General features: G+C 59.6%; 4 protein-coding genes. 1 reads left to right on the top strand and 3 read right to left on the bottom strand.

Annotation, left to right across the window (positions count from 1 at the left end):
• Positions 1-107 precede the first annotated feature (107 nt).
• The 3 genes from GH657_RS03670 to GH657_RS03660 form a co-directional block, all read right to left on the bottom strand.
• Positions 108-3,650, bottom strand: coding sequence for a DEAD/DEAH box helicase (locus tag GH657_RS03670; RefSeq protein WP_174769861.1), 3,543 nt, complete (start codon positions 3,648-3,650; stop codon positions 108-110).
• A gap of 543 nt (positions 3,651-4,193) precedes the next feature.
• On the bottom strand, positions 4,194-5,582 hold the full coding sequence (gene guaD / locus GH657_RS03665) for a guanine deaminase (protein WP_153099462.1): 1,389 nt from the start codon (positions 5,580-5,582) through the stop codon (positions 4,194-4,196).
• Positions 5,583-5,606: 24 nt separating this feature from the next.
• Positions 5,607-6,443, bottom strand: a complete 837-nt coding sequence (locus tag GH657_RS03660; RefSeq protein WP_246173991.1) for a tyrosine-protein phosphatase — start codon at positions 6,441-6,443, stop codon at positions 5,607-5,609.
• A 718-nt stretch (positions 6,444-7,161) separates the two neighbouring features.
• Here GH657_RS03660 and GH657_RS03655 point away from each other — a divergent pair.
• Positions 7,162-13,629 carry an ESPR-type extended signal peptide-containing protein gene (locus GH657_RS03655; protein ID WP_153099461.1) on the top strand — a complete coding sequence of 2,156 codons (6,468 nt, stop codon included), beginning with the start codon at positions 7,162-7,164 and terminating at the stop codon, positions 13,627-13,629.
• Positions 13,630-14,788 lie beyond the last annotated feature (1,159 nt).

Raw genomic sequence — 14,788 nt, 5'->3', positions numbered from 1 at the left:
TCGCCTGGCCACTCGTAAAAAATGGGCGGTGAACCTGCGCCAGAGACAAAACGCAGGACTCGATGAAGCGCCATTCTGGAGCGCGGTGCCAGGTGCGGCGAAGAATCTCAAGAAAGCATTAACGGAGGTACAAGAGACGCGGGAGACGCGGGGGACGCAGGGGACGTGGGCAGCGCCGTGCGCGGCAGCGGTGCCAGGCCTGCATCGCATTGGGCCAGCCAGACATCGACGGGAATCAGTCGCAGCCGGGGCAGCGCCTGGCTGAAATGGCGCAGTCCGCCCCAAAGCGTCACGTCGCCGAGGACATAAACGCGATGTTGCGCCCGCGTCAATGCCACGTTCAGCAAGTTCGGCGTCGCGGCCGCCCAGTTCGCCGCGCCAAGACTATTTTGATCCGCGCCCAGCACGAGGATCACGATTTCCTCTTCTTTTCCCTGGAAGGTATGCACAGTGCCGATGCGCTCGCTACACCATTTCTTCCACGCTGCTTTAGAGGGCACGGGGATACCGGCCGCACGCGACCAGTCGAAAGCGAGCAGACGCTGCTGCAACTGGTTGCGCACCGCCTTGAAGGGCGAAATCAGATAGAACGCGGGCAGCGCACGATGCTGTACATAGAGCGATGTCACGAGCGCCAGCACGGCCTGGGTTTGGCGCTCCACGGCCTGCTGTTGCGTGGCGGCCCCCCTGACATCAACCCATGCACTGGCGCCCAGGCCCATCCGGTCGGCAGGCGCCTCGCCCGAGACGCGGCCATACACCATCTTGCCGCGATAGGCGATCTGGTTCGAGATCGAGAACATCGGCTCGGCACAGCGCCGGTGAACCCGCAGCGGGCTGCCAATCCACAAGGGCTCGTCATCGTCGGCAGCCGGCAGCCACGTGCCATAACGGTTGGCCTCGTCGGCCAGACGCTGCACCGAAACACGCGCAGGCGAGTAACGCCCATCCGCCGTATGAGGCGATTGCTGCGACAAAGCGTGAATCAAACGTGAAGGCACATTCAGCACCGGTTCGATCTGTAATGGGTCGCCGACCACCAGCGCACGTTGCGCGCGCCACAACGCACCCAACGCCGCTTGCGGCGTGGCCTGCCCCGCCTCATCAATAAAAAGCCAGCCGATCGAGCCTTGGCCCATGTCACGGAACTGCCGGGCAAACGAAGCAAACGTGGTGGAAACAACCGGCACCACCATGAAGAGGCTTTGCCAGATCAACCGGACATGCTCGGGATCGTCGGGCTGCACACCGCTCAGCATTTTCTGGATCGCCAGCAAATTGCCGCCGAAACCCGGCCCACCCTTTACCGCGACCTCCGCCAGCCACGCCTGATGCAAGGCCAGCGCCGCGGCAAAGAGGGCCGAGCGCAACGCTGATAATTCGGCATCCTGCCAGAGCCCCTGGATTTGATACACATCGCTTTCGAGCGCATCAGGCGATGGGGGCAGCGGAACCTCCGCAAAACGCGTCTGCCATACCGCGAGTTCATCTTGTTTGGCATGCCATTGCGCGCGGGATTCTTCCAATGCCACGCTGGCCTGGTGCCGTTTTATTTGCGCCTGACTCAACCATTCTGCATGGCCCATTGCCACAGCCTGAGCCCGTCTTAAATCGCTGTGCACCTGGCGCTGCGCCAGCGCGTTCGCCGCCACGTCAGCGAGATGCCGCCGCGCTTCAACCGTGCCGAACAGGCGGCTGAGAAAACCGGGGGCGGCGCGGTCGATCAGACGCTCTTCTTCAAGCAGGTGCGCCAGTTGAATCTGGTGCGCTTCAAGATCGCTTTCAGCGGAACGCTTCATTTTTTCCCGCTCCACCACGGTGGCACACGCCGCGTCGAGCGTGACCTGCCAGCGCTGGAGATAAGCGGTTTCAGAGCTGGCGGCTAATTCCGCAGCCAGGTCCGCATAACGCGCGCGCGCCTCCAGCGCATGTCTCACCGCGGCATCGGCCTGGATGAATGCATGACGAGCCTCGGAAAAACTGGGCTGCGGTTGGGGTTGTGGCCAGGCCAGCCAGTCACGGATCGTGCAAGGGCCCTTGGGATCATGGGCATTGGTGCGCGGTGTTGCGGGCCGGTCGTCGAAGTAAAAACGCCGCGCAAAGCGGCGGCGGTTTTGCGCTCGCCCGAGGACGCACGAAAAAAGACCCCACGGCACCTCGCCCGGCGCCAGACGCCTGAAATCACCCTCGTCCTTTTGTGCTGCGATCTTGTGCGCGACCGGCTGCAGGTATTCCGTCCCATGCCATGCCGCACCGATCTGGCTGCGCTGCGGCAACTCACGCGAGATGTTTTCCACCGCCGCGTTGTTCGACGATGCGACCACCATTTCGAACCCGCTTAGCTCTTCGCGCAACGCCCGGATCCGCACCGTCCGCCCCGCGAACGACACCGGCACCGGCGTGCGGGAAATCGCGTCAGCCGCATTGGGCAACGCCGCCAGCCGGCGAGCGCGGCGCACCACATTCTCGGCCATCATGTCGCGCAGCAATGTGGTCTTACCCGTGCCTGGCGGGCCATTCACGGCATACAGGCCGCCCTCTTGCAACAGCTCGAACGCGGAATTAAGCGCGAATTGCTGCATCAGGCTCATCTTCTGCGAGGCGTCGGCGAGCCAATGTCCCGTGTTGAAGCGGCGGGGATGCAACGCCTCCAGGATCACCTCACGGCCCGCTGCGGTGTACAGGTCGATCCGCGACGCGTTGCGCGACTCATTGCATGCGGCACCCAGATACGCCTGGACGGTCGCGGATGTCGCGCCGTTTTGCAACGCGGCGCGGCATTGCTCAAGGTCTTCGATATAAAAGCTGTTCAGGATTTCTACAGTGGGCTCAACAGCCGATGAGGTAGCTTCGGCTTCGGCCTGCGCCGCGGCTGTCGCCGAATCAATGGGCAGGTCTGACGTCCCGGAGGCCTGGGCGCCAACGTCAGCGTCCGCGTTCGTCGTCAGGATTTCGAGCAGGGCAAGCGGTGAACCTGCTGCGGGCGTGTAATCCGACCAGTCAACGAGCAACCGGTACAGATCGAGCAGGCCCGCTGCGTCGAGCGGCGACGGACGCGGCTGCATGGATTGGCTAGCGCGGCGGCTTCGCTCCGCCTCGAAGTTGAACAGCAGATCCGCCAGTTGCTTGCGAGCCGCGGCGAAATGCTCGGCACTCAGCACGGTTAAACCGCTTCGGGCCACCTGGGCCATCGCCCACGGCGCGCTCGACACCCGCACGTGATCGGGCAATACATGCCCTTGTGCATCAAACTGAATGCTCGCCATGCAGGAGCGGCCATCCAGTTCGGTCCGCTCGGCCTCACCGATGGGATGCGCCGCGGCATAGCTACCGTTACCGCTACCGTTGCCGTTGCCGTTGCCGCTACCCGACGGCATAGGCAGTTGCTGCGCGAAAGCGGCGATCTCGCTCATTTCAAACACGCCCAGATACAGTTTGAAACCACGGAGTGTCTTGCCCGGTGCAAGGCTGGCGTGCCAGAGCGGCAAACTGGCGGATACAGCCAGATCGTCGATCCCCAGCCACCTCACACTCCCCTCGTCCGCCTTATCCAGTACCTGCTTTAAATCAAATGGGATAAAAAACTCGATCCTATGCCAGTATTCAATAATATCGAGATATTTTTTTACGGATTTTACGGAGTCGCCCATGACTGTCCACCCCATCAGTTTTTATAATGGATTCGATCATAGCCGAAATTTTGTCCAGCATTTAAATCCCGCCCCAAAATAACGACTGTCATTGAAGCAGCCAGTCTTTATCTCATATTTATTTTTTCTGGCGAATACTATTCTTTTCATTGGATATCTTGCGTGGTTACGCTCTTGTCCAGCTGGACTCTCCCAACGGCTAGCCCATCCTGTCAACCATCTCGCATCAAACCGCTTATTTAAACAACGACTTTTATCGATGTAATCTGATATTAATTAATTTCTATTAATAAGGAAATTTCCGCGGGCCTAAAAATTTGATTCAAAATGGTTTGAGCCAATTAAATTCATCTTCTCGTCTAATGAATTACGCCTCGGATGAAACTGATTTAAATTTCCCACGAACAGACGAGAAATTTCCCAATCGATCAGGCTTTTATTGACAGCCATTCATCCTGCTTCGCCGCTTTATCTGAGCACGCCTACCGTTAGCTAACAGTCTGGCCGCCGGTGTCACGCTCCCGCGCCCGAGACCTCGCACGCTTACGTAGCGGGTGCAACAGCCGTCGCACCGGAGCCCGGATAACGAAACCCCTCGTCGGGTGCATCGCGCTCATACACGCATTCGCCCGCGACGTAGGTTGCCTGGATCGCGCGGTCGTCACCCAGCGTCATCAGCACGAACAACTGTTCGACGATGTCCTTGCAATAGTCCGAACGAAACGCCAGCAATGGCGTCGCCTTGCGATCCAGCAGCACAAGATCCGCTTCAAAGCCTGGCGCCACGGTGCCAATCGTGTCCTCCAGATAAAGCGCTTGCGCTCCTCCCCGGGTGGCCAGATAAAACGCCTGGATCGCATTGAGCCGCGTCTGGTTCAGTTGCGCCACCTTGTACGCTTCGCCCATGGTTCGCAGTTGTGAAAAACTGGTGCCCGCGCCAACGTCCGTTCCCAGGCCAACGCGCACCGGGCGTCGCGGGTCTTTCGCCTCGAACAGACGGAACAGCCCGCTGCCCAGAAAAAGATTCGAAGTCGGGCAATGGGCTAGCGCCGCGCCCATCCGATGGCAGGTACACAGGTCATCTTCACTCAGATGCACGCCGTGGCCGTAGATCGAGCGCGGCCCGACCAGGCCCGCGTGCGCGTAGACCTCCAGATAGCTCGCGCGCTCAGGAAACAGCGCCTGCACCCATTCGATTTCGTTGATGTTTTCACACAGATGGGTTTGCACATAGGCACTCGGCGTGGCATGCCGCAGCGCGCCGCACACCTCAAGTTGAGCCTCGCTGCTAGTCGCGGCAAAGCGCGGCGTGATGCAGTACAACTGCCGCCCACGCTGGTGCCAGCGTTCGATCAGCGCCGTGCTTTGCGACCAGGCAAGCTCAGGGGTATCAAGCAGTGCCGCGGGCGCATGACGATCCATCAGCACCTTGCCCGCGATCATGCGGGTATTGAAACGTGCCGATTCAGCAAAAAATGCGTCCACCGAGGCTGGATGCACGGTGCAATACACCGCCGCCGTAGTTGTGCCCGAGCGCAGCAATTCGCGCAGAAAAACGCCCGCCACGCGCTCGGCATGCGCGGCCTCGGCGAAATGCTGTTCGGCGACGAAGGTGTAAGTGGTCAGCCATTCGAGCAACTGCTCGCCGAACGCCCCGATCATCTCGGTTTGCGGGTAGTGGATATGGGTATCGATGAAGCCTGCCGAAATAATCGCGTCCGGATAGTGCCGCAGTGTCACATCAGGCGGCAGGCGACGTAACACCTCGTGCGCGGGGCCGGTATCGACGATCTTGCCCGCGCCCATCACGACGATCGCATCCGGCGTGTAGGCAAGGCACGTGGCGGGATCCGTGAGGAACGGATCGCCCGTGAACGTCACGAGGTCTGCACGCAGGGCCGTGAGCGGGGCCTTGGCTGGCATGGGCGACATGGCGGTCTCCAGAAAAACGCGGGCTCACATCAGATAATTGCGCCGCAGCGCGGCGACATCGGCTTGCAGTGTGTCGCGCAAATAACGCTCGATGCCACCGTACTGAGCGTCGATGACATCCAGCGCCGCCTGCAAATAATCGGCCTGCACACTAAGCAGGCGCTGGACAACTGCCGGATCCAGCCCAGCCGCCGCTACCCGTTCGCCCATGACTGAATCGGTCGCGGCATTGCTGCGGTTCGACTTGAGATAGTCCTCGAAGATCGCCTCGCGTGCCACGCCCAACGCCGATAGCAGCAAGGCCGTGGCAAAGCCGGTGCGGTCCTTGCCCGCGGTGCAGTGATACAACAGCGTGCGGTTTTGTTCACCCAGCGTCAGCAAGGCCTTGAATTGCGCCTGATACGCCACGGGAAGCTCGCGGTAGAACCCCGTCATCATCGCCTCGGTGTCTTGCGGCGTGGAATGCTTCAGGATCGGCAGCAGTTGCACAGGCGAGAGGTTGCCCCCAAGCACCGGCTCTAACAGCCAGACGAACGCCGCGGCAAAGGGAGCTTCATCCGCCGAGCGCTCCTCGGGCGTGCGGAAATCGACGACGACATCGAGCCCGAACGTCTGAAGCCGGGCGATATCGGCGGGCGATGCCAACCCTGGGTTGGCGCTGCGAAAGAGCCGCCCTTTCTGAATGGTTTGCCCATCCACGGCGGACAACCCGCCCAGATCGCGCAAGTTGCCGATGCGCTCGAACGGTAAATCCGTCCCGGAAGAAAGCGCGTCACCTTGAACCCGGCTCGCGTCATGCGGGATGGACGCTTCGAGCGCCTCATGAGCGGCGGCACGACTGACTTTTGAATGATTTTCCATCTTTGAATGAACCCTTGTTTATATCGATAAAACGTAAAAATTTATATTCGCAGCGCCAATGATCTGGATGCACTTATCCTGCCATACGCGCTGCAGCACCGCATTATCACGCCGGCAAGCTGATTCAGCGGAACGGTTCTTCCATGGCTCGCAGGGATAGGCTGTCAGATGAAGATGAGCCAACCATGGCGAAGACAAGCGGACGGGCTCGGCAAAAAAACGCTCTCGTTAAACGTGGCAGCAAAAGCATGCCCATCGGAAGCTGTCGCTGCGTTTCGCATGAGACGAAACAGGCGCTTGTACCGCGCCGCCTTGCGCGACAAGGCAGGACTCGGACAAATTAGCGCGTGTGACGGCGGCATTCGTTTTGACGCGACTTTTTGCCGAATCAATCCCTCCCTAAAAATCGGGATAAGACTAATCTTAAAATTAAACTGATTTTGAGCACGCTCAAGTCTAATCCTGCGATCAGGTCGATGGGTTGGCTTTGCCGCCAAATCTCAAATTAAGTAGTAGAAAATTCCATGGAAATGTACTTTTCCAGTAAAAATATTCTAAGATATAGACATAAGTACTTGTACTAAAAGCATTTTTCCACATGCAAATAAACGTCAAAAATTGTTCAAACCGTCAAAAAATAAGACAATTCCCATTCATTCTTATTTCATAAAAAGCGATATTCAGTGCATTGAATAGTTATCTTTTTATGGGATAAGTCATGAACAAGGTCTATCGCGTCATCCGTAACAAGAAAACCGGGATGTGGATGGTAGCGCCGGAAAGCGCCAAGGGGCGGGCCAAGAGCCGGGCCCGGTCAACGGTACAGCTCAGCGCGCTGGTCGCTGTCATGGGGTTTTCACTTCCGGCTATGGCAGATAAAACCGATCCGTTCATTGGCGCTGAAGGGCCCACGGGCAATTATTGCTACAACGGGGGAAAGATTGCGACTTGTCTCACTTGGGGCACGGGCTTCAGCGACGTCGCTGGCAAGACTTTTGCTTATATGACGCCATCCGATACCACCTTAAAAGGTGGCGTATGGGCTGGCGATATATCTTCCGGGCTGTTTTATGGCGCCGGGCCGTCTGGCATGAACCGGGTTTTGGTAACGTCAACGGGCACAACCATCTCGGGTACCGATGTCACGCTGAACTCGACGAATGGCGTGAGCGTCGCATCGAAAAAGATCACCTCGCTGGCAGCAGGCACGGCAGATACGGACGCAGTCAACGTCAGCCAGCTCAAAAGCATTACCACGGCGCTCGGCGGCGGCGCAGTCGTTGCCGCCGATGGCACGATCACGGCGCCGTCCTATGTTGTGCAAGGCGGTACTGTCAACAATGTCGGCGCGGCCCTTTCCAGTCTGAACACGGCGGCCAATACCAACGCCGGCAATATCTCAACGCAGACCGGCAGGATCGACACGATCAACAACGGCGGCAGTCGTTACTTCAAGACGGTTGGCAAGAACGACGGTACCGATGACGCCAAAGTCAGCGGCACAAACAGCGTGGCACTGGGCGCCAACTCGGTGGCCGACCGTGACAACACCATCTCGGTGGGCCGCACGGAAATCAAGGACGGCACCGGCGCGGTCACGCAGAGCGGAATCACGCGGCAGATCACGAATGTGGCCGATGGCACACAGACCAAGGACGCGGTGAACAAAGGTCAGCTCGATACGGTGAACACGACACTGACCGCGGCGGTAACGACAGCACAAACGACAGCGGATGAGACCAAGGCGAAACTCAACACGCTGGATGGCCTCGCCGTGAAATACGACAGCACCTCGAAAGACAAGGTGACGCTGGGCGGCGCGGGCACGACCGGCACGGTCACGCTAGGCAACGTGAAGGCGGGCACGGCTGACACCGATGCGGTCAACAAGGGCCAGCTCGATGCAGTGAACACAGCGCTAAACGCGGCGGTGACGACAGCGCAAACGACAGCGGATGAGGCCAAGGCGAAATCCAGCGCGCTGGACGGCCTGGCCGTGAAATACGACAGCACCTCGAAAGACAAGGTGACGCTGGGCGGCGCGGGCACGACCGGCACCGTCGCGCTGGGCAACGTGAAGGCAGGTATCGCCAGCAACGATGCGGTGAACGTGGGACAACTCAAGCCCATGGTCGATGCCCTGGGCGGTGGCGCGAAGCTCGACGCCCAAACCGGCGCGGTCAGCGGCCCCTCCTACGCGATCCAGGGTGGCACCTTCACCACGGTAGGCGATGCCCTGGGCAAGCTCGACACCGCGACGACAAAAAACACCGGCGATATCACCAAGAACACCGGCGACATCACGAACCTGACCAGTACGGTCAATAACCTCAACGCAGGCACAACGGGCCTGGTACAGCAGGACGCAACCAGCAAGGCGATCACCGTCGCCAGCAGCACCGGTGGCACGACGGTGAATATCGCCGGCACGGCGGGAGACCGCCAGTTGAAGGGCATGGCCGCTGGCACTGCCGACACCGACGGCGTCAACCTGAAACAGCTCAAGGGTATGGGCCTGACTACCGACACGGCAGGCAATGTCACGAACGCTTTCGTGGCCTACGACAGCACCTCGAAAGACAAGGTGACGCTGGGCGGTGCAGGCACCACCGGCACCGTCGCGCTGGGCAACGTGAAGGCGGGTATCGCCAGCAATGACGCGGTGAACGTGGGGCAACTCAAGCCCATGGTCGAAGCCCTGGGCGGCGGCGCGAAGCTGGATGCCCAAACCGGCGCGGTCAGCGGCCCCTCCTACGCGATCCAGGGTGGCACCTTCACCACGGTAGGCGAGGCCCTGGGCAAGCTCGACACCGCGACGACAAAAAACACCGGCGATATCACCAAGAACACCGGCGACATCACGAACCTGACCAGTACGGTCAATAACCTCAACGCAGGCACAACGGGCCTGGTACAGCAGGACGCGACGACCAAGGCGATCACGGTGGCCAGTGGCACGGCAGGCACGACGGTGAATATCGCCGGCACCGCAGGCGAGCGCCAGTTGAAGGGCATGGCCGCAGGCACCGCCGACACCGATGGCGTGAACCTGAAACAGCTCAAGGGTATGGGCCTGACTACCGACACGGCAGGCAATGTCACGAACGCTTTCGTGGCCTACGACAGCACCTCGAAAGACAAGGTGACGCTGGGCGGTGCAGGCACCACCGGCACCGTCGCGCTGGGCAACGTGAAGGCGGGTATCGCCAGCAACGATGCCGTGAACGTGGGACAACTCAAGCCCATGGTCGAAGCCCTGGGCGGTGGCGCGAAGCTGGACGCCCAAACCGGTGCAGTCAGCGGCCCCTCCTACGCGATCCAGAGTGGCACCTTCACCACGGTAGGCGATGCCCTGGGCAAGCTCGACACCGCGACGACAAAAAACACCGGCGATATCACCAAGAACACCGGCGACATCACGAACCTGACCAGTACGGTCAATAACCTCAACGCAGGCACAACAGGCCTGGTACAGCAGGACGCGACGACCAAGGCGATCACGGTGGCCAGTGGCACGGCAGGCACGACGGTGAATATCGCCGGCACCGCGGGCGAGCGCCAGCTCAAAGGCATGGCCGCTGGCACTGCCGACACCGATGGCATCAACCTGAAACAGCTCAAGGGTATGGGCCTGACTACCGACACGGCAGGCAATGTCACGAACGCTTTCGTGGCCTACGACAGCACCTCGAAAGACAAGGTAACACTGGGCGGCGCAGGCACGACCGGCACTGTCGCGCTGGGCAACGTGAAGGCGGGTATCGCCAGCAACGATGCCGTGAACGTGGGACAACTCAAGCCCATGGTCGAAGCCCTGGGCGGTGGCGCGAAGCTGGACGCCCAAACCGGCGCGGTCAGCGGCCCGTCCTACGCGATCCAGGGTGGCACCTTCACCACGGTAGGCGATGCCCTGGGCAAGCTCGACACCGCGACGACGAAAAACACTGGCGACATCACGAACCTGACCAGTACGGTCAATAACATCAACGCAGGCACAACGGGCCTGGTGCAGCAGGACGCAACCAGCAAGGCGATCACCGTCGCCAGCAGCACCGGCGGCACGACGGTGAATATCGCCGGCACTGCGGGCGAGCGCCAGCTCAAAGGCATGGCCGCTGGCACTGCCGACACCGATGGCATCAACCTGAAACAGCTCAAGGGTATGGGCCTGACTACCGACACGGCAGGCAATGTCACGAACGCTTTCGTGGCCTACGACAGCACCTCGAAAGACAAGGTGACGCTGGGCGGCGCAGGCACGACCGGCACCGTCGCGCTGGGCAACGTGAAGGCGGGTATCGCCAGCAATGACGCGGTGAACGTGGGACAACTCAAGCCCATGGTCGATGCCCTGGGCGGCGGCGCGAAGCTGGATGCCCAAACCGGCGCGGTCAGCGGCCCGTCCTACGCGATCCAGAGTGGCACCTTCACCACGGTAGGCGATGCCCTGGGCAAGCTCGACACCGCGACGACAAAAAACACCGGCGACATCACCAAGAACACCGGCGACATCACGAACCTGACCAGTACGGTCAATTCAATTACGGGTGGAATGTCGAAGTACACGGCCTTCAATTCGACCGGCACGGCGGCCAGCGCAAGCGGCGCCGATGCGGTGGCGCTGGGCATGGGCACGCTGGCCAGTGGCAAGAACAGCGTGGCGCTGGGCGCCAACTCGGTGGCCGATCGTGACAACACCATCTCGGTAGGCCGCGCGGAAATCAAGGACGGTACAGGCACGGTTACGCAGACAGAGATCACACGTCAGATCACGAATGTGGCCGATGGCACGCAGGCAAAAGACGCGGTGAACAAGGGTCAGCTCGATACGGTACAAACGGCGGCGGCGACAGCCCAAAAGGCCGCAGACGCAGCAAAGTCAGGATTCGACACGCTCGATGGCTTGGCCGTGAAATACGACAGCACCTCGAAAGACAAGGTGACGTTGGGCGGCGCAGGCACCACCGGCACCGTCGCGCTGGGCAACGTGAAGGCGGGTATCGCCAGCAATGACGCGGTGAACGTGGGGCAACTCAAGCCCATGGTCGAAGCCCTGGGCGGCGGCGCGAAGCTGGATGCCCAAACCGGTGCGGTCAGCGGCCCCTCCTACGCGATCCAGAGTGGCACGTACACCACAGTAGGCGATGCCCTGGGCAAGCTCGACACCGCGACGACGAAAAACACTGGCGACATCACGAACCTGACCAGTACGGTCAATAACATCAACGCAGGCACAACGGGCCTGGTGCAGCAGGACGCAACCAGCAAGGCGATCACCGTCGCCAGCAGCACCGGCGGCACGACGGTGAATATCGCCGGCACTGCGGGCGAGCGCCAGCTCAAAGGCATGGCCGCTGGCACTGCCGACACCGATGGCATCAACCTGAAACAGCTCAAGGGTATGGGCCTGACTACCGACACGGCAGGCAATGTCACGAACGCTTTCGTGGCCTACGACAGCACCTCGAAAGACAAGGTGACGCTGGGCGGCACAGGCACGACCGGCACCGTCGCGCTGGGCAACGTGAAGTCAGGTATCACCAGCAATGACGCGGTGAACGTAGCGCAACTGAAGCCCATGGTCGATGCCCTGGGCGGCGGCGCGAAGCTCGACGCCAAAACCGGCGCGGTCAGCGGCCCGTCCTACGCGATCCAGGGTGGCACCTTCACCACGGTAGGCGATGCCCTGGGCAAGCTCGACACCGCAACGACGAAAAACACTGGCGACATCACCAAGAACACCGGCGATATCACGAACCTGGCCAGTACGGTCAATAACATCAACGCAGGCACAACGGGCCTGGTGCAGCAGGACGCGACGTCCAAGACAGTCACCGTAGCGAAAAATCTTGCTGGCACGATTGTCGATTTCACCGGCACGGCTGGAGCACGCCAATTGCGCGGCGTTGCTGCGGGCACGGTCAGTGCCACAAGCACGGACGGGATCAACGGTGCGCAATTGCATGCCGTGGCGACCAGCGTCGCGGGTGCGCTGGGTGGCGGAGCCGCGGTCAACAACGATGGTTCCGTGACGATGCCGAAGTACACGGTCGGCGGCTCGACGGTCAGCGGAGTGGGCGGAGCCATTACCAAGCTGGACGATCGTCTGACGGAAAATTCCACATCGATTAACCAGATCACCAACAGTATTAACAACGGCGGGCTTGGCCTGGTCACACAGGACAAGACGAACGGCAATATCCTGGTGGCAAGTGCGATGGGCGGCAAGCAGGTCAATGTCGCGGGTACCGATGGCCCACGGGTCGTGACGGGCCTGGCGAACGGCAAGGACGATAGGGATGCGGTGTCGATTGCACAGCTCAAGGCCGTCGGCCTGATGGACCCGAATGGTCGGGCGATGGGCGCCGTCGTGTATGACGACCTGTCCCTGGGACGCGCAACGCTGGGCGGCACGAACGGCACCGTGCTGGGCAACGTCGCCAACGGGCTGATTGCCTCTGGTAGCCGGGAAGCCGTGAACGGCAGCCAGTTGTACGCGGTGCAGCAACAGTACGACAAGCTCAATGGCCGGGTCGACGATCTGAATACCCGGGTCGAGAACAACAAGACCAATGGCGGCGGCACGGACGGCAAAGACGGGAACGACACGAGCGACAATGGCCTGATCAAACACGGAGCCGGCGCGGGCAGCATGGTGGTTGACCCGACAGCCCATGCCACCGGCGAGAAAGGCATAGCGATGGGGTCCAACGCCTCGGCTGCAGGTGAGCAAAGCCTGGCGATGGGCGCCGATGCATCGGCACCGGCTAATCGCTCGCTGGCCATGGGTCAGGGCTCGGTGGCAGACCGCGACAACACGGTGTCGATCGGCTCGAAGGGCAATGAGCGTCAGATCACGAATGTGGCAGCGGGCTCGGCGCCCACCGATGCGGTCAATGTCGGCCAGCTCAACAAGGGCTTGACGAGCCTCAACCAGACGGTCAGTTCGGTGGCGCGTAGCGCGTACTCGGGTGTCGCGGCAGCGATGGCGATGCCGAACATGACGCCATCCGGCCCAGGGCGCACGATCGTCGCGGCGGGCGCGGCGAACTACAAGAGTGGTGCGGCGGCAGCAGCAAGCGTGACCTATCGTTCGCTGAACAACCACTGGCTGATGAATGGCGCGGTCTCGCTCACATCGACTGGCGACACGGGGGTACGCGCTCAAGTTGGCTATGAGTTCTAGGGCTATGAGCTCCATGGGCTAGATCCTGGCGCTTGGGCAATAAAGCAGTGCTGGTCCGCCAGCGCTGCTTTTTTATGTGCCCATGTGCCCAGCATGGAGTCATCTCGATAGCGGTTGTCCGCCCCCCCATCCTCACGGCTATCGCTTTTACCGGACACCACCACCCGGGAATTCGTCTGATGCTGCCGCAACAAAACGGTTACCGAATACAGGGTAATCCCGAACCTTGAATTTTCCTGATCTTTATCGACAAAATTCCGTCAATAATTAATCAGCGATTCACTCGGCGCGCCACTCACATCAATCGGCATCAACCGATTATTAAAGATATAGCCATGATGCAGATACCATAAAACATCATGGTCATAATTTTATACAAGCACGCACCGATGGAATCCCCCGAGATAATTTCCAGCCAGCATTGAATTCCGTGCATGACGGAATTTCAACGACTCTTGCACCTGATCCGTGCCATCCAGAAAATAATTTCGCGCCATATCGTCATATTCCTTGATATAAACGTTGTGCATCACACTGGATGCCATATTCATGGGCGGGTTAATTCCATAATTTAGACAGCATATTTCTGGAGGAATAATTTTTATGGAATAGCATAGCGCGGCGCCCTGCTCCAAACGATATGTTCCAGTTGGAAAGCACAAGTTTTTTGCACCGCCCCCTCCCACGCACACCGCCTGGACCATGAATTGCCGCAACAGCACAGGCCGCACCTCGCTCAAGGTCGAATTAATAAATCATTCATATTTTTATTCCATGACTATTTTTTACATGAACAATAACAACTCATCCAAACATTTCAATTAAATTTTGACGCCAGCCCTATGCGACACGGCAACGATTGCAACGCAAGTTCAAGATTTAAAACACCTCATCCCGCCAGCGGCCATTCAATATTTTTCTTCTGATGAAAGAGGCGAAACCCATTACTGTTCTCATGACATTTTTACCACCCATTATTACAAGATAACGCCCGGGTTATGCAAAAAACTTACTTTTTGATTTCTCATAAAAACGTTAATTTCGTACGATCCGATACGGCATCGGGCATTCATCCAGACACATTGTCTCAACACAATGTTGACTTCTGCATTTGCAGATTTTCTTTGGAGTTATGAGCGTGTAAAAAACCGCTGCTGGA

Source organism: Paraburkholderia hayleyella (assembly GCF_009455685.1).
Lineage (GTDB): Bacteria > Pseudomonadota > Gammaproteobacteria > Burkholderiales > Burkholderiaceae > Paraburkholderia > Paraburkholderia hayleyella.
Note: the sequence above shows the minus strand (reverse complement) of the source record. Positions and strands in the feature narration are given on the sequence as shown.

Bases quoted from the DNA above. Each gene is read 5' to 3' on its own strand.
- GH657_RS03670 (WP_174769861.1), bottom strand. From the start codon at position 3,650: ATGGGCGACTCCGTAAAATCCGTAAAAAAATATCTCGATATTATTGAA.
- guaD (WP_153099462.1), bottom strand. From the start codon at position 5,582: ATGTCGCCCATGCCAGCCAAGGCCCCGCTCACGGCCCTGCGTGCAGAC.
- GH657_RS03660 (WP_246173991.1), bottom strand. From the start codon at position 6,443: ATGGAAAATCATTCAAAAGTCAGTCGTGCCGCCGCTCATGAGGCGCTC.
- GH657_RS03655 (WP_153099461.1), top strand. From the start codon at position 7,162: ATGAACAAGGTCTATCGCGTCATCCGTAACAAGAAAACCGGGATGTGG.